This is a genomic window from Rhodococcus sp. SORGH_AS_0303, from assembly GCF_030819335.1.
In the GTDB taxonomy this organism is placed as follows: Bacteria; Actinomycetota; Actinomycetes; order Mycobacteriales; family Mycobacteriaceae; genus Rhodococcoides.
The window spans coordinates 1,650,083-1,670,837 of sequence record NZ_JAUTBO010000001.1 but is presented as its reverse complement, the minus strand read 5'-3'; the positions used below and the strand labels follow the sequence as shown (position 1 = coordinate 1,670,837).

General features: G+C 68.8%; 22 protein-coding genes and 2 tRNA genes. 10 read left to right on the top strand and 14 right to left on the bottom strand.

Annotated features, from left to right (window positions below; translation table 11 throughout):
- Window positions 1–213 precede the first annotated feature (213 nt).
- The 4 genes from QE449_RS07895 to QE449_RS07880 form a co-directional block, all read right to left on the bottom strand.
- Window positions 214–879, bottom strand: a complete 666-nt coding sequence (locus QE449_RS07895) for an ATP-dependent Clp protease proteolytic subunit (RefSeq protein ID WP_027505653.1) — start codon at window positions 877–879, stop codon at window positions 214–216.
- Window positions 880–958: 79 nt separating this feature from the next.
- On the bottom strand, window positions 959–1,555 hold the full coding sequence (locus QE449_RS07890) for an ATP-dependent Clp protease proteolytic subunit (protein WP_051613384.1): 597 nt from the start codon (window positions 1,553–1,555) through the stop codon (window positions 959–961).
- A 241-nt stretch (window positions 1,556–1,796) separates the two neighbouring features.
- Window positions 1,797–3,215 carry a trigger factor gene (tig, locus tag QE449_RS07885; RefSeq protein WP_307108596.1) on the bottom strand — a complete coding sequence of 473 codons (1,419 nt, stop codon included), beginning with the start codon at window positions 3,213–3,215 and terminating at the stop codon, window positions 1,797–1,799.
- A gap of 115 nt (window positions 3,216–3,330) precedes the next feature.
- A tRNA-Pro gene (locus QE449_RS07880) sits at window positions 3,331–3,404 on the bottom strand.
- Between the two features lie 192 nt (window positions 3,405–3,596).
- On the opposite strand from QE449_RS07880, the gene QE449_RS07875 reads away from it, so the two are divergent.
- Window positions 3,597–3,670 (top strand) — tRNA-Gly (locus QE449_RS07875).
- Window positions 3,671–3,725: 55 nt separating this feature from the next.
- On the opposite strand, the gene QE449_RS07870 is transcribed toward QE449_RS07875, so the two are convergent.
- A complete protein-coding gene (locus QE449_RS07870; RefSeq protein ID WP_051613329.1) occupies window positions 3,726–4,142 on the bottom strand; it encodes an STAS domain-containing protein in 417 nt (138 codons plus the stop codon).
- A gap of 229 nt (window positions 4,143–4,371) precedes the next feature.
- Here QE449_RS07870 and QE449_RS07865 point away from each other — a divergent pair, with 229 nt between their 5' ends.
- The 4 genes from QE449_RS07865 to QE449_RS07850 all read left to right on the top strand — a co-directional run bounded on the left by QE449_RS07865 (window position 4,372) and on the right by QE449_RS07850 (window position 8,510).
- Window positions 4,372–5,205 (top strand): universal stress protein, encoded by an 834-nt coding sequence (locus QE449_RS07865; protein ID WP_222649364.1) that lies wholly within the window; start codon window positions 4,372–4,374, stop codon window positions 5,203–5,205.
- Window positions 5,206–5,293: 88 nt separating this feature from the next.
- Window positions 5,294–6,628 carry an EAL domain-containing protein gene (locus QE449_RS07860; RefSeq protein ID WP_307108595.1) on the top strand — a complete coding sequence of 445 codons (1,335 nt, stop codon included), beginning with the start codon at window positions 5,294–5,296 and terminating at the stop codon, window positions 6,626–6,628.
- An 18-nt stretch (window positions 6,629–6,646) separates the two neighbouring features.
- Window positions 6,647–7,663: an iron-containing redox enzyme family protein gene (locus tag QE449_RS07855; RefSeq protein ID WP_307108594.1), complete on the top strand. Its 1,017-nt coding sequence runs from the start codon at window positions 6,647–6,649 to the stop codon at window positions 7,661–7,663.
- A 37-nt stretch (window positions 7,664–7,700) separates the two neighbouring features.
- The gene (locus QE449_RS07850) at window positions 7,701–8,510 is read left to right on the top strand and encodes a DUF1542 domain-containing protein (protein ID WP_307092202.1); all 810 of its coding nucleotides are present in this window, start codon (window positions 7,701–7,703) and stop codon (window positions 8,508–8,510) included.
- A gap of 112 nt (window positions 8,511–8,622) precedes the next feature.
- Here QE449_RS07850 and QE449_RS07845 read toward each other — a convergent pair whose 3' ends face one another.
- The gene (locus QE449_RS07845) at window positions 8,623–9,420 is read right to left on the bottom strand and encodes an Fpg/Nei family DNA glycosylase (RefSeq protein ID WP_027505647.1); all 798 of its coding nucleotides are present in this window, start codon (window positions 9,418–9,420) and stop codon (window positions 8,623–8,625) included.
- 39 nt (window positions 9,421–9,459) lie between these two features.
- A complete protein-coding gene (locus QE449_RS07840; protein ID WP_027505646.1) occupies window positions 9,460–9,957 on the bottom strand; it encodes a ribose-5-phosphate isomerase in 498 nt (165 codons plus the stop codon).
- Between the two features lie 16 nt (window positions 9,958–9,973).
- Here QE449_RS07840 and QE449_RS07835 point away from each other — a divergent pair, with 16 nt between their 5' ends.
- Window positions 9,974–10,684, top strand: coding sequence for a DUF429 domain-containing protein (locus QE449_RS07835; RefSeq protein WP_231476312.1), 711 nt, complete (start codon window positions 9,974–9,976; stop codon window positions 10,682–10,684).
- A gap of 39 nt (window positions 10,685–10,723) precedes the next feature.
- On the opposite strand, the gene QE449_RS07830 is transcribed toward QE449_RS07835, so the two are convergent.
- Window positions 10,724–11,335, bottom strand: coding sequence for a DsbA family protein (locus QE449_RS07830; RefSeq protein WP_027505644.1), 612 nt, complete (start codon window positions 11,333–11,335; stop codon window positions 10,724–10,726).
- A gap of 188 nt (window positions 11,336–11,523) precedes the next feature.
- Between QE449_RS07830 and pepN the strand changes: the two genes are divergently transcribed.
- Complete coding sequence (pepN, locus tag QE449_RS07825) at window positions 11,524–14,106, top strand: aminopeptidase N (RefSeq protein WP_307108593.1); 2,583 nt, start codon at window positions 11,524–11,526, stop codon at window positions 14,104–14,106.
- A gap of 82 nt (window positions 14,107–14,188) precedes the next feature.
- Here the strand turns inward: pepN and QE449_RS07820 are convergent, their stop codons facing one another.
- From QE449_RS07820 to QE449_RS07810, 3 genes are read right to left on the bottom strand one after another with little or no spacing between them, the layout of a single operon-like run.
- Window positions 14,189–14,671 (bottom strand): DUF5130 family protein, encoded by a 483-nt coding sequence (locus QE449_RS07820; protein ID WP_222630258.1) that lies wholly within the window; start codon window positions 14,669–14,671, stop codon window positions 14,189–14,191.
- Window positions 14,658–14,933 carry a hypothetical protein gene (locus QE449_RS07815; RefSeq protein WP_307108592.1) on the bottom strand — a complete coding sequence of 92 codons (276 nt, stop codon included), beginning with the start codon at window positions 14,931–14,933 and terminating at the stop codon, window positions 14,658–14,660. Before QE449_RS07815 ends, QE449_RS07820 begins: the two co-directional genes overlap by 14 nt.
- An 18-nt stretch (window positions 14,934–14,951) precedes the next feature.
- Window positions 14,952–15,674, bottom strand: coding sequence for an HNH endonuclease (locus QE449_RS07810; RefSeq protein ID WP_231476311.1), 723 nt, complete (start codon window positions 15,672–15,674; stop codon window positions 14,952–14,954).
- A 236-nt stretch (window positions 15,675–15,910) separates the two neighbouring features.
- On the opposite strand from QE449_RS07810, the gene QE449_RS07805 reads away from it, so the two are divergent.
- Both QE449_RS07805 and QE449_RS07800 read left to right on the top strand, forming a co-directional pair.
- Window positions 15,911–16,864: a mechanosensitive ion channel family protein gene (locus tag QE449_RS07805; protein ID WP_027505639.1), complete on the top strand. Its 954-nt coding sequence runs from the start codon at window positions 15,911–15,913 to the stop codon at window positions 16,862–16,864.
- Window positions 16,865–16,884: 20 nt separating this feature from the next.
- On the top strand, window positions 16,885–17,280 hold the full coding sequence (locus tag QE449_RS07800; RefSeq protein ID WP_222630239.1) for a globin: 396 nt from the start codon (window positions 16,885–16,887) through the stop codon (window positions 17,278–17,280).
- A 10-nt stretch (window positions 17,281–17,290) separates the two neighbouring features.
- On the opposite strand, the gene QE449_RS07795 is transcribed toward QE449_RS07800, so the two are convergent.
- Window positions 17,291–17,722: a cupin domain-containing protein gene (locus QE449_RS07795; protein ID WP_222649368.1), complete on the bottom strand. Its 432-nt coding sequence runs from the start codon at window positions 17,720–17,722 to the stop codon at window positions 17,291–17,293.
- Between the two features lie 247 nt (window positions 17,723–17,969).
- Here QE449_RS07795 and QE449_RS07790 point away from each other — a divergent pair, with 247 nt between their 5' ends.
- On the top strand, window positions 17,970–19,583 hold the full coding sequence (locus QE449_RS07790) for a glycoside hydrolase family 13 protein (protein WP_373428273.1): 1,614 nt from the start codon (window positions 17,970–17,972) through the stop codon (window positions 19,581–19,583).
- Between the two features lie 21 nt (window positions 19,584–19,604).
- Here the strand turns inward: QE449_RS07790 and QE449_RS07785 are convergent, their stop codons facing one another.
- Both QE449_RS07785 and QE449_RS07780 read right to left on the bottom strand, forming a co-directional pair.
- Complete coding sequence (locus tag QE449_RS07785) at window positions 19,605–20,276, bottom strand: hypothetical protein (RefSeq protein WP_373428272.1); 672 nt, start codon at window positions 20,274–20,276, stop codon at window positions 19,605–19,607.
- Window positions 20,273–20,704, bottom strand: a complete 432-nt coding sequence (locus QE449_RS07780; RefSeq protein ID WP_027505634.1) for a thioesterase family protein — start codon at window positions 20,702–20,704, stop codon at window positions 20,273–20,275. The genes QE449_RS07785 and QE449_RS07780 overlap by 4 nt, the downstream gene beginning before the upstream one ends.
- Window positions 20,705–20,755: the final 51 nt, after the last annotated feature.

Sequence of the window (20,755 nt, the reverse complement as noted above, 5' to 3'; positions counted from 1 at the left end):
TCACTAGTGAAAGAGAATCTCTGCGTGCGACCGTACCCGCCTTCGCGGTCGGAGGTCGACTTCTGACGCAACCCGAGCAGGCATGTCGGAGCGGCGTCGCACCCCCTCGGACGTGGGTGAATCGATGCAGTCCGGGGGCTCGGAACCGGCCGGAGCCACCCGTCGACCACCCGTCGTCCGGGCGTGTCGGGAGCGGCCTCCGGCCGGCCGGCGTCACTTGCGTGCGGAGAGCTTGCGGTATTCGAAGACGGTGTCGATGATCCCGTAGTCCTTGGCCTCCTCGGCCGTGAGGATCTTGTCGCGATCGGTGTCCTTGCGGATGACGTCGGCGTCCTTGCCGGTGTGGCGACCGAGGGTGGTCTCCATCAGACGACGCATGCGTTCGATCTCCCGAGCCTGGATCTCGAGGTCCGACACCTGGCCCTGCACACCGCCGGTGGACGGCTGGTGGATGAGGACGCGAGCGTTCGGCAGTGCCGCACGCTTGCCGGGGGCACCCGCTGCGAGCAGCACGGCGGCGGCCGACGCGGCCTGACCGAGGCAGACGGTCGCGACATCGGCGCGCACGTACTGCATCGTGTCGTAGATCGCCATCAGCGACGTGAACGAGCCACCGGGCGAGTTGATGTACATCGTGATGTCGCGGTCGGGATCGAGACCCTCGAGCACCAGCAGCTGCGCCATGATGTCGTTCGCCGAGGCGTCGTCGACCTGCACGCCGAGGAAGATGATGCGCTCCTCGAAGAGCTTGTTGTACGGGTTCGACTCCTTGACGCCGTAGCTGGAGTGCTCGACGAAGGACGGGAGGATGTAGCGGGAATCGGGCCCGGCGGGCGAGCTGGAGCCGGGGAGAGAACGGGGATCGAAGAGCTGGGACATCAGTACTCCAAGGGTGTGGGTGAAGAGATCGGACGACCGACAGGAGCGAGCGCGTCGCGCGCTGCGCTGTCCGGTCCGATCAGTTGTCGGCTCCGCTGGTTCCGCCGGCCTGCTCGGCGCGTGTGATGACGTGATCGACCATGCCGTACTCCAGGGCCTGCTGCGCCGTGAACCACCGGTCGCGGTCGGAGTCCTCGGTGACCTGCTCGAACGACTGGCCGGTGTGCTGTGCGATCAGTTCGGCCATCTCGCGCTTGGTGAGGGCGAACTGCTCGGCCATGATGGCGATGTCCGCCGCGCTGCCGCCGATTCCTGCGGACGGCTGGTGCATCATGATGCGGGCGTGCGGCAGGGCGTAGCGCTTGCCCTTGGTCCCGGCGGTGAGCAGGAACTGGCCCATCGACGCCGCCAGGCCCATCGCGTAGGTCGCGACGTCGCACTCGGCGAAGTTCATCGTGTCGTAGATCGCCATGCCGGCCGAGACGGAACCGCCGGGCGAGTTGATGTAGAGCGCGATGTCGCGAGTGGGGTCCTCTGCCGAGAGCAGGAGGATCTGGGCGCACAGCTTGTTCGCGATGTCGTCGTCGACCTGGGTGCCGAGGAAGATGATGCGCTCACGGAGCAGACGCTCGTAGACGGAGTCGCTGAGGTTGAGTCCGGCGGTCGCGGACGTCATGGCCGGAGCGGTCACGATCGACCCTGCCTGACGGGACGGCCCTGCCTGGTCGGTGTTGGTCGCCGGGTTCGTGGTGGTCACGGTACCTGCCTTCTCGTGCTCGATGTGGTCTCGCCTGAACGAGTTTCTCGCCGTGAGCGCGAACGTTCCCTGTGGACGGAACGCTCACGTTCTCTGTCACCGACACTAACGAAGGACGGCGGCCCCGGAGTCCCGGAACCGCCGTCGTTCGCTGTGAGCGTTACTTCTGCTGTTCGCCCGCAGACGAATCGTCCGCAGCCGACTCGTCCGTGGACGACTCGATCTCCGCCGACTCGGTCTCGTCGGTGGCCTCGTCCTCGGGATCTCCGAAGAGCTCCTTGGTGTCGACGCTCGCACCGGCGGTGTCGGTCACGGAGACGCGATCGACGATCGCGGCGAGCGCCTTGCTGCGACGGATGTCGGCGAACAGTGCGGGCAGCTGGTTGGCCTGCTGGACCTGCTGGATGAACTCCTCCGGCGCGATGCCGTACCGCTGCGCCTGGAAGACGATGTTCTGGGTCAGCTCTTCCTGTCCGACTTGGACCGACTCGGCGTCGGCGATGGTGTCGAGCAACAGCTGGGTGCGCACGGACTTCTCGGCACTCTCACGCGCGTTCGTGTCGAACTCCTCGCGCGAGGAGCCTGCGGCCTTGAGCTGCTGCGCAAGCTTGTCCTCGTCGTGGTCGAGCGGATGGATCGCGTCGTGCAGCGCGGAATCGACCTCGGCCTTGACGAAGGCCTCGGGAACCGGGACCTCGACGGACTCGAGCAGAGCCTCGAGCACCTTGTCGCGGATCTGTCCGGCCTGCTCGACCTTCTTGACGCGGGCCACGCGCTCGCGCAGATCGGCCATCAGCTCGTCGAACGTGTCGAACTGGCTCGCCAGCTGGGCGAACTCGTCGTCGGGCTCGGGCAGCTCGCGCTCCTTCACCGACTTCACCGTGACGGTGACCTGCGCTTCCCTGCCGGCGTGCTCACCGGCGAGCAGCGTCGTCGGGAACTCCTTGGAGTCACCCACGGACAGGCCGACGATCGCGTCGTCGAGACCCTCGATGAGCTGGCCGGAGCCGACCTCGTGGGACAGGCCCTCGGTCGAGGCCTCCGCGACGTCCTCGCCGTCGACCGTGGCCGACAGGTCGATGGAGACGAAGTCGCCGGTCTGCGCAGCGCGCTCGACACCGGTGAGGGTGCCGAAACGCTGACGCAGCGAGAGCAGCTGCTCGTCGACGGCCTCGTCGGTGATCTCGACCGGGTCGACGGTGACGGTGACGCTCGAGAAGTCGGGCAGCGTGATCTCGGGACGCACGTCGACCTCGGCGGTGAAGACGATCTCCTCGCCGTCCTCGAGCTTGGTGATCTCGATGTCCGGCTGGCCGAGGGGCTTCAGCTCGGTCGAGCTGAGCGCGTCGTTGTACTTGGCGGGCAACGCGTCGTTGACCACCTGGTTCAGGACGTTCGCGCGGCCGACGCGTGCCTCGAGAAGCTTCGCGGGCGCCTTGCCGGGCCGGAACCCGGGCAGGCGGATCTGCTGCGCGAGCGTCTTGTAGGCGCGGTCGAAATCAGGCTTCAGCTCCTCGAAGGGCACCTCGACGTTGATACGGACTCGCGTCGGGCTCAGCTGCTCGACAGTGCTCTTCACGAACGTGCTCCTTCATCTGCTCGACTGCAGTGACTCGGTGTCGGACTGTGGTGGTGCGGGGTGGTTCCGGTGGGAAGGTGGATCTGGACCATTCGATCGCGGCGACCGACGTCTGTCGGGATGACAGGATTCGAACCTGCGACCCTCCGCTCCCAAAGCGGATGCGCTACCAAGCTGCGCCACATCCCGTTCCTCGTGCACGCCGTCACCCTCGATCGTGGCGATTCGCACCGGCAAGGCCACAGCGACGTGCGCCGACGATCCTACGGCGGTATCGCGGAGGCGCCGACGGCGGGCCGATTTCTCGATCGCGCGCGACGTTCGGTACAGTTCCTCAACGCAGGCGGCAGGAGCTGGCGATCCCAGCACCGCCGCAGGCATGCGGGCGTAGCTCAATGGTAGAGCCTCAGTCTTCCAAACTGATTACGCGGGTTCGATTCCCGTCGCCCGCTCCACGAACGCGAGAGCCCCCCGATTCACCGAATCTGGGGGCTCTCGTGTGTTCGGGGGTCAGCCGGCGTCGGACAGGACTCCGGCGCCGTCGCGCGCCGAGGTGACCAGCGACACTGCCTCGAAGATGCTTCCGCACACGGTGATCGGCGAGCAGACGCCGAGGAGCTCGAGCGGGCGCCGCACTGCGGGATCGGTGGCCACCAGCACCATCGGACGGACCGACAGCGAGGACGCCGCGCCGAGGAGAAGGACGGCGCCGGCGCTGCCCAGGAAGGTGACGTCCGACAGGTCGAGAACCACGTCCTCGTGGCCGCGAGCGGCCACGCGTGCCAGGACCTCGCGGAGTTCGGGCGTGGTGCTCATGTCGATCTCGCCGCCGACCGACACCACGGCGACGTCGCCGCGTTCGTATTCGAGGACGGTGAGATCGGCAGCGTCGAAAGAGAAGTGGGTGTCGAGTCCGTGTGCGGTCATTGCTGTGTCTCCCGGTTCGTGTGCGTCGATCTCGTTCCTCGGCGTCTGCCTTAGATTCGCCCGCCAGAGTGACGAGGCTGCGTGCAGAGCATCACGATCCGATAACGTTCACAGCACATCGAGATAACGCCGTTGCAGACTCAACTGCCTGTTCCGGGCATGACATCGCCTCGCGTCGGGAACACTGTGGTCATCTCGGCACCGTCCGCTCGAACCGCTGGAGGCCTGCATGCCCGTGTCCCACCCCGTCGTCGTCGGAGTCGACGGATCGTCCGCAGCGCTCGCGGCCGTGCGATGGGCCACGCGGCTCTGCACCGCTCGCGGCCTGCCCCTCGTGCTGGTCACGGCGGTGTCCGCGCCGGCCTTCGCGGACGTCGACGACACTGCAGCGAGTGCACTCGACCGCATTCTCGCCGACGGAGTGGACGCGGCGCGGGCCGTGGCGGCCGACGTGTCGGTCTCCACCGAGACCCACCATGGCACCCCCGCCGGAGTACTGGTCGAACGATCGACGGACGCCGCGATGATCGTCGTGGGGACGCGGGGGCTCGGCGAGTTCACCGGAGGACTCTCCGCGTCGGTGAGCACGGCGGTGGCGACACACGCCTCGTGCGCCGTCACCGTGGTGCCTCTGGACACGCCGCCGAACGAGGGCACGGGACACGCCGTCGTCGTCGGCGTCGACGGCACGGACAACAGCGTGCCCGCCGTCCGCTGGGCGTTCGAGATCGCCTCGTCACGTGGGGCATCGCTGATCGCCGTGCACGCGTGGAGCGACATCGACGTTCCCGGCGGCCGCGGTCGGTCTGCCGAGGACGAGGAGGCCGTCCTCGCGGAGACGATGGCCGGGTGGTCGCAGGACTACCCCGACGTCGAGGTGGAGCGCGTGGTGGTCCAGGACCGGCCGGTGCGGGAACTCGTGGCCAGATCGGCCGAGGCGGACCTCGTCGTCGTGGGTCGCCGCGGGCGGGGTGGATTCACCTCGCTTCTGCTGGGATCGACCAGCCGAGCCGTGATGCACTCGGTGGACGTCCCTGTCACCGTCGTGCCGTCGCCCGTCTGATCCGTCCTCGCCCTCGCGAGGGGTGATCGGCCTACTGTTTCAGATGCTGCAGGCACGCGGACTCGGTCCGCCGACGAGAGGACCGGGCGTGGAAGAGATCCCCGCAGGCCTGACGGTCCACTCCCTCTACCAACCCGTCGTCGACCTCTCGACGCGCGCGCTGGTCGGCTACGAGGCCCTCGCCCGCGGCCCCGTCGGCACACCCTGGGAGTCACCCGCTGCACTGTTCAAGTCGGAGCGTGCGCACGGGACCGTCGGTCAGCTGGACTGGATGTGCCGCGTCAGTGCGCTCCGGGGGGCGCTGGAGGCCAATCTGCCGACCGGGTTGCAGTTGTTCGTCAACATGGAACCCAGCGCGATGAACCTCGCGCCTCCCGCGGGGGTGGCCGCTCTACTCGCCGAGGCGTCGCGACTGTCGGTGGTCGTGGAGATCACCGAACGTGACCTGCTCGCCGACCCCGCATCGCTGCTCGAGGCAGTGGAACGAGTGCGCGACCGACGGTGGCTCGTGGCGGTGGACGACGTGGGAGCCGAGACGGCGAGCCTGGCCCTGCTGCCGTTCCTGCGGCCCGACATCATCAAGCTGGACATGACGTTCACCCAGCAGCGGGCGACGGCGGACACCGCGCGGGTGCTCGCGGCGGTCTCGGCGGAGTCCGACCGCACGGGCGCGGTGGTCCTCGCCGAGGGCATCGAGACCGAGGAACACCTCCATCTCGCGCGTGAGATGGGCGCTGCTCTCGGCCAGGGCTGGCTCTTCGGCACGCCCGCTCCGTTGCCGCGCCGTGAGCCACACGCCGGCCCGACCGCCGCCGACCTGCCGTCGGACTCCCCCTTCGCCGTCGGGCTCACCCACCGCATGCCGTCCGCGCCGACGCCCTTCGCACTCGCCGCGGCCACCGGTGGCATCCGCCGCGGGCGTCTGTCCCTGCTCTCCACGATCATCGACCAGTTCGCGCTCCACGCGGCGGCCACCGGACCGTCGACCATCGTGCTGGCCACGGTTCCGCACTCGTTCGAGGTGTCCGCCGAGCAGATGCATCAGGCCGCGCACCTTGCCGCGTCCGGGACGCTCGTCGCCCTGTTCGGACGAGGCGGCGCCGCGACCACACCGCCGGTGCCCGGCCTGCACGCCATGAGGCTGCCGGCCGGGGACCCGCTGTTGCGGGAACTGTCGGTGATCGTCGTGAGCCCGCACTTCACTGCCGCCGTCATCGGAGCCGAAGCGGACGGCGGCGGATCGACCGAGTCGGACCCGGTCTTCGACTACCGCCTGACGTACGACCGCGAACTGGTGCTCGACGCGGCCACCCTGTTGCTCCGCCGCACCACGCCCGTACCGACCGAACCCGGATCGGGTCCGCTGCCCGTCTTCGGACCCCAGCGACCGCCACGCATGTTCGGACACGGTCGAAACGGGTAGTCGGACGAGGTGACCGCGATGCTGAACGACACCCCGACCACCTCGACCCCGCCGACCGCAGCCGCGCTGCCGACGGCGCGTGGGCCGCTGTCCTCCGCCGTCCTGTCCGCACTCGTGCAGTCCCCGTCGGACGCGGGCAGCGTCGTCGCCCCCGTCACGGACGCCGATCCCTACGGCGACGACCTTCATCTCGCGTTGTACCTCTGCTACGAACTGCACTACCGCGGGCTCCCCGGTGTGGACGACGCCTGGGAGTGGAATCCCGACCTCCTGCGTCTGCGTGCCGAGATGGAGAGCGCCTTCCTCGCCGACGTCCGTGCGCACGTGACGGTGGGCGGCTCGGCGGCCGACGAGATGGACCTGTTGTCGACGGAGCACGTCGACGGGTCCGGCCCGTCCTTCCACCTCCGCGACACCGGCACCGCCGAGCAGATGCGGGAGTACCTCGCGCACCGGTCGCTGTACCACCTCAAGGAGGCCGACCCCCACGCGTGGACGATCCCGCGGCTGCAGGGTCAGGCAAAGGCCTCCTACGTCGCCGTCGAGTTCGACGAGTTCGGCGGCGGGCGCGGAAGCCGGATGCACCAGAACCTCTTTCGCGACCTCCTGGCAGCGGCGGGACTCGACGCGACCTACCTCGGTTACCTCGACCGGGTGGGTGCACCGACCCTCGCACCGGTCAACCTGATGTCGATGTTCGGTCTGCACCGATCGCTGCGGGGTGCCGCCGTCGGACACCTCGCCGCGACCGAGATCACCTCCTCACCCGGATCGCAGCGGCTGGTGAAAGCGTTGCAGCGGTTGGAGTTCCCGGCCGAGTGCGTCGCGTTCTACGCCGAGCACGTCGAGGCGGACGCGGTGCACGAGCAGGTCATGCGACATGACGTGGTGGGCGACCTCATCGCGCGCGAACCGGAACTCGAGGCGGACGTCGTCTTCGGGATGCGCGCCATCGACCACGTCGAGGACGTCCTGGCGGACCATCTCATGGACGCGTGGAGCAACGGCCGGGAGTCGCTGCGCCCCGCGTCGTGATCCGCGACCGGAACCGGACTCTCCGTACACTGGGACCATGGAACCTCTGCTCCTGATCATCGTCGTCGTGGCTCTGGTCGTCGGCGTCGTCGTCGTGTCCCAGCGCAGGTCCGGCCGACGGAGTCTCGAGTCGCTCGACGACGCCAAGGCCGACGCGCGTCAGGCCATCGAGCGCCTCGGCGGCCAGGTGTACAACCTGGTGGGCTCGGACACTGCCTCCAAGCAGGCTCTGGCCGACGCGTCCGAGCGCTACACGGCCGCGGGCTCACAGATCGATCAGGCGCAGTCCCCCACCCAGGCGCGTCTGGCCAAACAGACTGCGCTGGAAGGGCTCTACTACATCCGCGCTGCCCGGCTGGCTATGGGCATGGACCCCGGCCCCGAGGTCCCCACCATCGACGGACAGAAGTCCGCGGGCGAGGTCACCGAGGAACGCACCGTCGACTACGAGGGTCGGGCCGTGACCGCGAGCCCCGGACCGTCCGAGAAGACGCCGAACTACTACCCCGGCGGACGCGTGGCGGGTCGCCCCGTCCCTGCGGGCTGGTACTCCGAGCCGTGGTGGAAGCCCGCCCTCGTGGCCGGCGCGTGGGGCATGGGATCCATGTTCCTGTTCTCCGCGATGTTCTCCGGGATGGCCGGCGTGGGCTACGGGGCGGACAACTTCGCCAGCGGTGAGGGCGACGGGACCGACATGAGCGACGGGGGCTACGACGGTGGGGGCGACTCCGACGGCGGCGGGTTCGACGACGGCGGCGGGTTCGACGACGGCGGCGGGTTCGATGGCGGTGGCGACTTCGGCGGTGGTGGCGACTTCGGGGGCGGCGGCGACTTCGGAGGTTTCTGACCTCCACGGGCGCCGGTCCGCACACCCCCCGGTGCCGTGCACCCCGTCCAGTCAGCGGAACCGGGTGCGCGCCCCCCGGAACTCGTGCGGACGGATCAGTGCTCGACCGACCTCACGTCGCCTGACACGTCGGGCACCAGAAGAGGTTGCGGCCCTTCATGTCCGCGGTGAGAATCGTCGTGCCGCAGATCAGGCACGGCTGGCCGTTCCTCTTGTAGACGTAGGAACGCGGGCGTCCCGGTCCACGCGACCCTGTGCCCGAGTCGTGTTCCTTGTCCAGCGTGATGATGCGCCCGCGTCGCACGCCCACCTTCATCAACTCGACGAGATCCGTCCACATCTCGTCCCACTCCTCGTGGTCGAGGTGCTTGCCCGTGCGGAACGGGCTCACGCGGTGCCGGAACAGCAGCTCGGCCCGGTAGACGTTGCCGATGCCGGCGATGACGTCCTGCTCCATCAGCAACGCGCCGACCGCCATGGCCGACTTGTGGATCCGGTGGAACGCCTTCTCCGGGTCGGACTCCTTGCGCAGCGGATCGGGACCCAGGCGCGCCACCAGCGCGTCGACCTGAGTGTCGTCGAAGATCTCGCAGCGGGTGGGGCCGCGCAGATCGGTGCCGTACTCCTCCCCCACCATGCGCATCCGCACCTGGCCGACGGGCTCCTTCATGGGAACGGACTGCTCGCCGAACTTTCCGTACAGCCCGAGGTGGACGTGGACGATCGCCCCGTTGTCGTACCGGTGGAGCAGATGCTTGCCCCAGGCGTCGGCACGCTTCAGGACATGCCCGGAGACCCACTCGGCACCGTCGACGAAACGTCCCTGCGGACTGGACACCTCGATGACCTGGCCGCCGAAACGCTTCTGGTGCAGTCGCGCCAGACGATGGAGAGTGTGCCCCTCGGGCATGGGTGGTACCTGACTACTCGGGCTGTGGTGCGGACCCTCTTATTCGGAGCCGCCGTCGGCCGAGGGTGCACCGGGAACGGCCGGCGCGTCGCCGGTGCGCTCGTACTCGGACAGGATGTCGATGCGGCGCTGGTGGCGCTCCTCGCCCGACCACGGGGTCTCGAGGAACGCGTCCACGATCGCGAGCGCCTCGGGCAGCGTGTGCATGCGGCCGCCGATGCCGATCAGCTGCGCCTTGTTGTGCTGACGCGCGAGCTGGGCCGTCTCGACGCTCCAGGCGAGAGCGCACCGCGCGCCGGGGACCTTGTTGGCCGCGATCTGCTCACCGTTGCCGGAGCCACCGAGCACCAGTCCGAGGCTCTCCGGGTCAGCGACCGTGCGGCGAGCCGCCTCGATGCAGAACGCCGGGTAGTCGTCCACCGCGTCGTACGTGAACGCACCGCAGTCGATCGGCTCGTGTCCCGATTCCCGCAGGTGGTCGATGATCTGATTCTTGAACTCGAAGCCGGCGTGATCGGCACCCAGGTATACGCGCATGGCTAGAGTTTGACAGGTGCCCCCCTCCGCCCCGACGCCACCGTGCGGGTGGGGCCCCGTCGCCGGGGTGGACGGCGCCGCGGGCCGGTGGGTGGTGGCTCGCCTCCACGAGGGACGAGTGTCGTTGACCCTGGTCGACACCGTCGCGGCCGTCCTGGACACCACCCGGGACTGCGCGGCCGTCGGGGTCGACATGCCGCTGACCGTTCCCGACGCCGGAGTGCGGGCGAGCGAACTCCAGGTTCGGACGTTCCTGGGCCCGGCGCGATCGTCGCTCTTCCCCACGCCGGTACGCGACGCGGTGTGGGCGGCCTCCTGGGAGGACGCCTGCGTGATCGCCCGCGCCCGCACGGGCAAGGCCATCAGCAAGCAGTCCTGGTACCTCACCGACCACATCCGGGCCTGGGACGCGGCCGACCCCGACATCGCGCGGGTGATCGAGGTGCACCCGGAATCGTCGTTCCGGGCACTCGCCCCCGCCACCCGCTTCACGTCGAAGAAACGAGCCCGCGGCATCGCGCAACGGCTGCAAGCACTCTCGGTGGTGGTGGACGTGCCGGCGCTGCTGGAGGCCACGAGTGCGATCGAGGACGGGCCCGCGATGGACGACGTACTCGACGCGGTGGCGGCCGCCTGGTCCGCGCGCCGCTGGCTCGGCGGCGAGGCACTGGAGTTCGGGGACGGCACTCGCGATCGCCGCGGCCGTCCCGACCTCATCGTGGTCTGACGCACCCCGCCGGCATCACCGACGGGGTGCGCGGTCGACTCAGTCGAACTGCGGGTCCTCGTTGCGAGAACGCTTGAGCTCGAAGAAGTGCGGGTACGACGCGAAGATCACCGACGCGTCCCACAGCTTGCCGGCCTCCTCGCCGCGCGGGATCCTCGACAGCACGGGACCGAAGAAGGCGACACCGTTGACGTGGATGGTCGGCGTGCCGACGTCCTTGCCCACCTTGTCCATTCCCGCGTGGTGGCTCTTGCGCAGCGCGTCGTCGAACTCACTGCTCGCGGCGGCCTCGGCCAACGAGGCCGGGAGGTCCAGTGCAGCGAGCGACTTCTGGATCACGTCCGGGAAGTCCTTGTTGCCCTCGTTGTGGATTCGCGTCCCCATCTCGGTGTAGAGCGGCGCGAGGATCTCGTCGCCCTTCTCCTGCGCGGCCGCGATCGCGACGCGGACGGGACCCCACGCCTTCTTCATCATGTCCTGGTACTCGTCGGGAAGATCGCGTCCCTCGTTGAGGACCGCCAGGCTCATGACGTGGAAGTTCGTCTCGATGTCGCGAACCTTCGCCACCTCGAGAATCCAGCGCGAGGTGATCCAGCACCACGGGCAGAGCGGGTCGAACCAGAAATCTGCCACGTCCTTGCTATCGCTCACGTCGGTCCTTTCGTCGTCGGGTAGTGCTCGGTGTTCGGCTGGTCTGCGGAGCGTCCCGCACAGTGGGCCGGTGACACGAACTCTGCACACCTGTTCTACCCGCCCGCGGCGACCGGCGTCATGATGGGATGGACACAGCCGCGACCGCAGTTCGGCGGTGGCAGAAGAAATCGACAGAAAGGGTGCACGTGGTTGCCCCCAATTTGACCAGGGACCAGGCAGAGGAACGGTCCTCGCTGCTCACGGTCACGCACTACTCCATCACTCTCGACCTGACGGACGGAGCCGGTGGCCCGGGCGAGAAGACCTTCTCCTCGACCACCACCGTCACCTTCGACGCGACCGCCGGAGCCTCCAGTGTCGTCGACATCGTCGCCGCCTCGGTGAGCTCCGCGACGCTCAACGGAACCGACGTCGACGTCTCCTCCTACGACGAGTCGACGGGCATCGCGCTCACCGACCTCGCGGAGCACAACGAGCTCACCGTGGTCGCGGAGTGCGTCTACTCCCATACCGGTGAGGGCCTGCACCGCTTCGTCGATCCGTCGGACGGCTCCGTCTACCTGTACAGCCAGTTCGAGACCGCGGACGCCAAGCGCATGTTCGCGTGCTTCGACCAGCCGGATCTCAAAGCGACCTTCGACGTGACGGTGACGGCACCGAAGGACTGGGCCGTCATCTCCAACGCGGCTGCCGCGGAGACCTCCGAGGCGTCCGGTGCCACGACGCACGTGTTCGAGACGACTCCTGTGATGAGCACCTACCTCGTCGCGCTCATCGCCGGCCCGTACGCGCAGTGGACCGATTCCTACTCGGACGACCACGGCACCATTCCGCTCGGAATCTACTGCCGCGCATCGCTGTCGGAGTACATGGACGCCGATCGCCTCTTCACCGAGACCAAGCAGGGCTTCGAGTTCTACCACCGTAACTTCGGTGTCCCGTACGCCTTCGGCAAGTACGACCAGCTGTTCGTGCCCGAGTTCAACGCGGGCGCCATGGAGAACGCCGGCGCGGTGACCTTCCTGGAGGACTACGTCTTCCGGTCCAAGGTGACGCGCTACTCCTACGAGCGCCGCGCCGAGACCGTGCTGCACGAGATGGCCCACATGTGGTTCGGCGATCTCGTGACCATGCGGTGGTGGGACGACCTGTGGCTCAACGAGTCCTTCGCCACGTTCGCGTCGGTGCTCTGCCAGTCGGAGGCCACCGAGTACACCAGCGCGTGGACCACGTTCGCGAACGTCGAGAAGAGCTGGGCCTACCGCCAGGACCAGTTGCCGTCGACGCACCCCATCGCCGCGGACATTCCCGATCTCGCCGCAGTCGAGGTCAACTTCGACGGCATCACCTATGCCAAGGGCGCCAGCGTCCTCAAGCAGCTCGTCGCCTACGTCGGGCTCGAGGACTTCCTCGCGGGCCTGCGCAGCTACTTCCGCGACCACGCCTTCGGCAACGCGACCTTCTCGGATCTGCTGTCGGCTCTCGAGGCCTCGTCCGGTCGCGACCTGTCGGACTGGGGTGATCAGTGGCTGCGCACCACCGGCCTGAACACCCTGACACCGGAATTCGAGATCGACGACGACGGCAACTACTCGTCCTTCTCCGTCGTGCAGGGGGCCGCGGCACCCGGCAAGGGTGAGCGCCGCGTGCACCGCATCGCCGTCGGCATCTACGACGGTGACGACTCCGGCGCGCTCACTCGCACCCAGCGGGTCGAGCTCGACGTCGAGCCGCAGGAGCGCACCGAGGTTCCCGCGCTGGTGGGCACGCCCGCCGGCCGGTTGGTGCTCGTCAACGACGACGACCTGACGTACTGCTCGCTGCAGCTGGATCCGACCTCGCTCGAGACGCTCATCGCGCGCATCGGCGACATCACCGAGTCGCTTCCCCGCACCCTGGCGTGGTCGGCGGCGTGGGAGATGACCCGGCAGGCCGATCTGAAGGCACGCGACTTCGTCGCACTGGTGCAGCGCGGCATCACCTCCGAGACCGAGGTCGGAGTCGTGCAGCGGCTCCTGCTGCAGGCGCAGACCGCGCTCGGCAGCTATGCCGAGCCGGGGTGGGCGCAGTCCACGGGATGGCCCGAGTTCGCCGACCGCCTCCTCGAGCTGGCGCGCGCGGCCGACGGTGGGTCGGATCATCAGCTGGCCTACGTCAACGCGCTGGCCTCGTCCGTGCTGGCCGAGCGCCACACGACAGTGCTGCAGGCGCTGCTCGACGGAGACGTGGACGGCCAGGATCTGGGCGGCCTCACCGTCGACACCGATCTGCGCTGGCGGTTCGTCACCGCTCTGGCTCGCAGCGGCGCGATCGACACGGGGTCCGACACACCCGTGATCGACGCCGAGGCCGAGAAGGACAACACCGCGGCCGGTGCCCGCAACGCGGCGGCGGCGCGAGCTGCCCGCCCGCAGGCCTCGGTCAAGGAGGAGGCGTGGACCACGGTCATCGACAACGACTCCCTACCCAACATCACCGCACGTGCCATCATCGGCGCGTTCCCCGGTGCGGGCCAGGGAGAGTTGTTGGAGCCGTTCGTCTCCCGCTACTTCGACGCCATCTCCGATGTGTGGGCACGTCGTTCCAGCGAGGTCGCGCAGACCGTCGTCGTCGGTCTGTACCCGACCTGGTCCATCAGTGAGCAGTCGGTGGCGGCGGCGGACGAGTTCCTGGCGGGCGACCACCCGCCGGCCCTCGCGCGCCTCGTCGTCGAGGGTCGCGCGTCCGTGGTGCGGTCGCTCGCCGCTCGAGCGGCGGACGGTGCCTGACCGCACCTGACTCGCGCACGGACAAGGGCCCATCATCCTCGCGGATGATGGGCCCTTGTCTCTGTGCCGGGGTGGCGCCGTGTCAGGCGGACGGGCCGGTGATCGCCGCGCTCATGACGCGCACGGCGGCGACGAGGCCGTCGATCAGATCGCCGTCACGGAAGGATCCCGTGGCCGCGGTGATACCGAGCTGCGCGATGCGGTCGTCGACGAGATGGGCGACGCCTCGACCGGAACGAACCTCGATGGCGCGCTGGTTCGGTGAGACCGCGATGAGCACCGAGTACTCGGCCTCGGGCGTTCCCGCGAGAGCGGCGTCCGCACCCGCGGCGGTGTCGGGGCCGAGGTCACCGACCAGCACGTTGAAGCGGATGCCCGTACGGCGGGTGGCCTCGATGAGCGACTCGTCGAGCTGGATCAGCTCGTCGGTCGCGAACGGGGACAGGTCGGGGTTGACGGTGCCCACCTGGTGCACACCGGAGACTCGACCGCTCGCGGTCACCACATGGCCGACGGGAAGGTTCTCCTCGTCGATCCGACGGGTCGAGAGTTCACCACTTGCCACTTGCCCGGCCTCCTACCAGCGAAGCCGAACCCGCGGTGAGTTCGGCGTGTGTCGAATGCGCAGCGTGCTGCGAGTACGGCGTCACCTCGCCCGTGGCCGACCACAGCACCGGGGCGTGGTCCCACTGCTGCCCGAGTCGGTAGGGGGCGGGACGCGGCGCGGGATCGGTCGACGTGATCTTCGCGAACACGAAGAGCGCGAGGAACAGTGCCAACGGAATCAGTCCGAAGATCAGCGCGGTTTCGAGGATGCTCACGCCCATCACCTTAGTGGACGGGTGTCAGGCCGCGCCCTCACCCAGGTACGGCAGCCAGGTGGGATCGAGTTCCTTGATGCTCGCGAGCAGTCGCCAGTGCGGACCCTTCGGCGGGACCAGCGCGGCGCGCAGGGTCCACCCCAGCTCGCTGAGCATCTTGTCCGCCTTGCGGTGATTGCAGGAAGCGCAGCACGCGACGCAGTTCTCCCAGGAGTGACCGCCGCCGCGACTGCGCGGCACCACGTGGTCGATGGTCTCGGCCTTGGAACCGCAGTACGCGCACCGGAAACGGTCCCGATGCATCAGAGCCGCCCGCGTCATCGGGATGCGCGCCCGGTAGGGCACCCGCACGTACGAGCGGAGGCGGATGACCGACGGCACCTGCAGAGCGATGTCCGCCGAGTGGACGACGGGACCGTCGTCGTCGTCGTGCACCACGACGGCCTTCTCGCAGACCAGCAGGACGACGGCACGCCGCATGGGCAGCGCGGTGAGTGGTTCGAACGTGGCGTTCAGGAGGAGTACGCGCCGCTTCACCCAGGCGGGGACGGCGTCCTCGTGATCGAGGTGCCCGTCGACGTCGGCCGGATCGGAGTGATCGGTGACGGCGTGCAACGACGCGCCGCCGAAGACGACAGGGTGTTCGGACTGGGGTCGCGCCCCCGACGCGCCGCCCTGCACGGCGTCGGTGGGCGACAGTTGTCGATGCCCGGCCCGAACCTTCGCGACAGTCCCGCTCTTCTTCATGCCACCTCCAGTGACCACTGCGCGCGGCGCGACTACCACTGGTTTGCTACAGCCACCGCCCGCACGTGAAGACCAACCACAGTGCATCACGAATCGGTGCCGTTCGCACGCTCATTCGAGGTCCGGCCGACGGCCACGCGGTGAACTCCGGGTGTCCCCCCGCACGGGTGGCGGGGTGGGTGCCGAGACGGGTGGTGACAGGTGGCGTGCGCCGAGGAGATCCGTAGACTTTTCGGGTGTATTCCTTCGACCCGAACGACGTCCTCGCCCTCTCGCTCTCCGACACCGGTCGCGACTGGCTGATCCAACGCCCGCTCCAGGTTCTGGGGTACGCCCTGCTCGCCGTGGTTCTGCGTTACATCCTGCACCGCATGATCGACCGGTTCACCAGCCGCTCACCCGGCGCGGGTCGCAGCGCTGCGGGTAAACCGCCCCTGCTGAGGCCGCTGCGCGAACGTGCCCCCGCCGGCGTCACCACCACCATCCTGAACGAGCGCCGCAACCAGCGCGCCCGCACCATCGGTTCGGTGCTCAAGTCGGCGGTCTCCGTCGGCATCCTGGTCTGGTTCGTGCTCTCCGCGCTCTCCATCGTCGGTGTGAACGTCGCCCCCTTCATCGCGTCCGCAGGCATCGTGGGTGTCGCGCTCGGTTTCGGCGCGCAGAACCTCGTCCGCGACTTCCTCTCCGGCATCTTCATGCTGCTCGAGGACCAGTACGGAGTCGGCGACATCGTCGATCTCGGCGAGGCATCGGGCACGGTCGAGACCGTGGGCCTGCGGGTCACCACGGTCCGCGACATCTCCGGGACGCTCTGGTACGTCCGCAACGGCGAGGTGCTGCGTGTCGGCAACATGAGCCAGGGTCACGCCGTCGCGGTGTTGGACCTCCCCGTCAGTCATTCCGCCGACATCGACGTCGCGTGCGAGGTGGCCGAGCGCACGGCGCGCGAGTCCATCGAGCGTGGCGAGTTCCAGGAGGACATTCTCGAGGCCCCGCAGATGCTCGGCGTCGACGCCGTCACGTCGGACACGGTGACGCTGCGCCTGACCATCAAGGTCCGACCCGGCCGGCAGTGGGCCGTGCAGCGCCAGTTGCATCGTCAGATCCTGGACGCCTTCGACGAGTCCGGCATCGCGGCGCCCTACCCCAACGGGCGGCCCTTCGGACCCGCCCCGAGTATGAGCACGTGATCGTGGAGAACAATGGAGCCATGACCGAGCCGGCACAGACCTTCTACGACGCGGTCGGCGGTGCGGAGACGTTTCGCACCCTGACCGCGCGCTTCTACGCCGAGGTCGAGCGGGACGAGATTCTGCGGCGGCTGTACCCGGAGGAGGACCTGGGCCCGGCGGAGCGCCGGATGCGCATGTTCCTCGAGCAGTACTGGGGTGGTCCGCGTACCTACTCGGACGAGCGCGGCCACCCGCGTCTGCGGATGCGGCACTCGCCGTTCGTCATCGGGCCGTTCGAGCGCGACGCCTGGCTGCGCGCGATGCACACGGCCCTGGCGTCGATCGACTCGGACACGATGGACGATGTGCATCGACAGCAGTTCGTCGACTACATCGAGATGGCGGCGAACTCGATGGTGAACTCGCCGTTGTAGTGCTGCGCGCTCAGCCGAGGGCGCCGGAGCGGCTCTTGCCCCGCAGCTTGCGGGCGACACGCATCGCGAACCACAGGGGACGCGGGATGTGGGGGCGCAGGATGGCGTGCTTGCGCACGTAGTGCGGCACGTGCCACTCGGCCCAGGTGCCGGCGTAGAACAGAGCGGCATCCCCGGCGCGGAGCACGCGGGGCTCGTTGCCCGCGGACTGGACGACGACCTCGCCCTCGATCACGTGGATGGTCTCGTCCTGCTCGAAGTACCAGTTGAAGGTGCCGGCGGTGCAGTCCCAGACCCACGACGACGTGGTGGTGTCCGGGCTGCAGGACCACTGACCGCTGCGCGCGACGGGAGCACCCTCGAGGATCCACGAAGGATCGATCGGAGCCGGCAGGAGCTCGACGGAGTCGAGACTCACGGCTTCGAAAACAGGAGTCGTCATGGAGGTTCCTTTACCGTCGCTTGAAGTTCCGCCTGAAAATACCCCACCAAACAAACTTTGGGTAGTTTTCACGCCGATCGTTCCGATTTTCTTGACCTCCCCATGGCATGAACAGCGGACGCGTGGTGATTCTCGTGGGAGCCGGGCAGGCCGGAGGCCGGTCGTCGGGACAGGCCGGGCAGGCCGGAGGGGTCGTGGTGACGGGCGCACCGCCCCTCGCGGCTCGGCCTTTGGCACTATTGCGCCTGTGAGCACTCCGATCGACGCGTCCGCCGGCCCGTCCCCCGCCGACGGCCCGTCCGCCCCGGCCCCCTGGTGGTCCGACGCCGTCTTCTACCAGATCTACCCCCGCTCGTTCGCGGACTCCGACGGCGACGGGATCGGTGATCTGGGTGGCATCCGGGACAAGCTCGGATACCTGGAACTGCTCGGCGTCGATGCACTCTGGCTCAGTCCGGTGATGCGGTCGCCGATGGTCGACCACGGATACGACGTGTCCGATCCCCGCGACATCGATCCGCTGTTCGGATCTCTCGAGACGATGGACGCCGTGGTGACGGAGGCGCACGCGCGGGGCATGAAGGTCACGATGGACCTGGTCCCGAACCACACGAGCGATCAGCACGAATGGTTCCGGGCCGCTCTGGCCGCGGCGCCCGGGAGCCCGGAGCGGGCCCGCTACGTGTTCCGGGACGGCAAGGGCGACGGCTCCGAGCCGCCGAACAACTGGCCCAGCATCTTCGGCGGTCCCGCGTGGCACCGCGTCATCGAGGCGGACGGCACACCCGGTCAGTGGTACCTCCACATCTTCGCGCCCGAGCAGCCGGATCTGAACTGGACCGAACCCGAGGTGCTCGCCGACCTGGAGGCGACGATCCGGTTCTGGCTCGACCGCGGTGTCGACGGGTTCCGCATCGACGTGGCCCACGGCATGGCCAAGCCGGCGGATCTTCCGGACATGGATCTGTCCGTGAACGAGCTGATGCGCAACGAGGACGGGGACCCCCGTTTCGACGACGACGGGGTGCACGAGATCCACCGCGCCATCCGCCGGGTCGTGGACGAGTACGACGGCGCGATGACGGTCGGCGAGGTGTGGGTCCAGGACAACGAACGCTTCAGTCGCTACATCCGTCCCGACGAGCTCACCCTGGGCTTCAACTTCCGGCTGGCCGAGTCCGCGTTCGACGCCTCGGCCATCAGGGATGCCGTCGACAACTCGCTCGACGCGGTCGACCGTGTCGGCGGCACGCCGACGTGGACCCTGTCCAACCACGACGTCGACCGCGAGGTCACCCGGTACGGCGGAGGTGAGCAGGGTCTGCAGCGCGCACGCGCGATGGCCCTGGTCCTGCTGGCGCTCCCCGGTGTCGTGTTCGTCTACAACGGCTCCGAGCTCGGGCTGCCCAACGCGGACCTCCCCGACTCCGCTCTGCAGGATCCCGCCTGGTTCCGATCCGGCGGCCAGGAACGCGGACGAGACGCGTGCCGCGTCCCGCTGCCGTGGGAGGGCACCGAGCCGCCGTTCGGATTCTCGACGGCGCGGGAGACCTGGTTGCCGATTCCCGCCGAGTGGGCCCCGCTGACCGTGGAGAGCCAACTCGAGGACGTGGACTCCATGCTGAGCCTCTATCGGACGGCGTTGAGCCTGCGGGCCGCGCGGCCGGAGTTCAGCGAGCCCGGAGTCGAGTGGTACGGGAGCCCTCCCGGGTGTCTGGCGTTCCGGCGCCGCGGCGGCGTCATCTGCGCTCTGAACACCACGTCCGAGCCCATCACCCTGCCGCCGGGAGCGCTGCTGCTCGCCAGCGCACCGCTGCAGGACGGGCTGCTTCCGGCCGACGCGGCGGCCTGGCTCGTCTGAACGAGTCGCGGTGCGGGTCGGTCAGGACACCATGAGCGGGATCGTGGCGCCCCGGCTGCGGAACACCGATCCGTAGCGGGCGTCGAGCCGGATCCACGACCGAGCGATTCGCACCCGGACGCGCGCGTCGTCCGCACTCCGCGACGAGTCGGACACCGTGGGCACGAACTTCATGGCGTTGAGCGCGAAGATCATGCGCATCGACACGGGCACCGCCTCGCCGTCGGCCTCGACGGTCACCACGTCCTGATCGAGCAGCGACACGGGCGGGCCGTGATCGGTTCCGTGTTCGCGGGCCAGGGCGACACCACGCTCGGCCAGCTCCACGAACACCGGACCGGGGACGTCGTCCACATGGGTCCACCCGACGTCCGGCGGCACCGGGCCGCGCCAGGCGGAGTCCATGCCGAAGCCGGGATCGAACGGTGCAGGTCCGGCGGATCGCATCGCCGAGAGAAGCCCGTCCGCGGCCACGGTGACGTCCGACGGCAGCACCCGGGCGCGGATCACGCGGGCGGCGAGGACGTCGAATCCGGTCTCGATCCACGCGACCACGTGACTGTCACCGCGGCGCCGGAGGCGCACCACCGCGCCCGGGTCGAGCCGCGCGGCGTGGGTCAGAAAGGTCGACAGATCGTCCCGGTCCCGCGAGTCCGGGACGGTCACCGACCGCTCGGCCAGTGCACCCGTCACGGCCGCTGCCAGCGCTGCAGGTACTCACGCTCGTCGCCGGACAGCCGGCGCAGGCGCTGGGTGTCGATGTCGAAGGCTGCGATCTGCGTCGACGCCACGATGGCCGGCGGAGTACTCATCGGTGCGCCGTGCGGGCGCACCTCGTATCCCGCCGTGAAGTCGACGGCCCGCAACTGCTCCACCCACATGAACACGTCGAGAGGCGTGTCCTCGTGGCGCAACTGGCCGCGGTAGCGCACGTGCAGGTCGGCGATCACCGCACTGTTCCGCAGGGTCGCGGTGGGAACACCGTCGGCCATGAGCCACGGGATTCGGGCCTCCTCCAGCAGCGTCACCATGCGTGCGTGGTTGATGTGCTGGTACACGTCCATGTCCGACCAGCGCACCTCGACGGGGCAGTGGAAGCCGATGAGCTCGTCGTCTGTCACGCCCCCAACCTATCCGGCCCGGCGCGGCGCCGGGCCGGGCACGTCCGTCCC

Excerpts from the sequence above, each read along its gene's own strand:
- QE449_RS07840 (WP_027505646.1), bottom strand. The coding sequence starts at position 9,957 with ATGCGCGTATACCTGGGTGCCGATCACGCCGGCTTCGAGTTCAAGAAT.
- QE449_RS07815 (WP_307108592.1), bottom strand. The coding sequence starts at position 14,933 with ATGGGCGTGAGCATCCTCGAAACCGCGCTGATCTTCGGACTGATTCCG.
- QE449_RS07800 (WP_222630239.1), top strand. The coding sequence starts at position 16,885 with ATGACCGAGCCGGCACAGACCTTCTACGACGCGGTCGGCGGTGCGGAG.
- QE449_RS07845 (WP_027505647.1), bottom strand. The coding sequence starts at position 9,420 with ATGCCCGAGGGGCACACTCTCCATCGTCTGGCGCGACTGCACCAGAAG.
- QE449_RS07855 (WP_307108594.1), top strand. The coding sequence starts at position 6,647 with ATGCTGAACGACACCCCGACCACCTCGACCCCGCCGACCGCAGCCGCG.
- QE449_RS07865 (WP_222649364.1), top strand. The coding sequence starts at position 4,372 with ATGCCCGTGTCCCACCCCGTCGTCGTCGGAGTCGACGGATCGTCCGCA.
- QE449_RS07810 (WP_231476311.1), bottom strand. The coding sequence starts at position 15,674 with ATGAAGAAGAGCGGGACTGTCGCGAAGGTTCGGGCCGGGCATCGACAA.
- QE449_RS07795 (WP_222649368.1), bottom strand. The coding sequence starts at position 17,722 with ATGACGACTCCTGTTTTCGAAGCCGTGAGTCTCGACTCCGTCGAGCTC.
- QE449_RS07850 (WP_307092202.1), top strand. The coding sequence starts at position 7,701 with ATGGAACCTCTGCTCCTGATCATCGTCGTCGTGGCTCTGGTCGTCGGC.
- QE449_RS07895 (WP_027505653.1), bottom strand. The coding sequence starts at position 879 with ATGTCCCAGCTCTTCGATCCCCGTTCTCTCCCCGGCTCCAGCTCGCCC.
- QE449_RS07890 (WP_051613384.1), bottom strand. The coding sequence starts at position 1,555 with ATGACGTCCGCGACCGCCGGACTCAACCTCAGCGACTCCGTCTACGAG.
- QE449_RS07870 (WP_051613329.1), bottom strand. The coding sequence starts at position 4,142 with ATGACCGCACACGGACTCGACACCCACTTCTCTTTCGACGCTGCCGAT.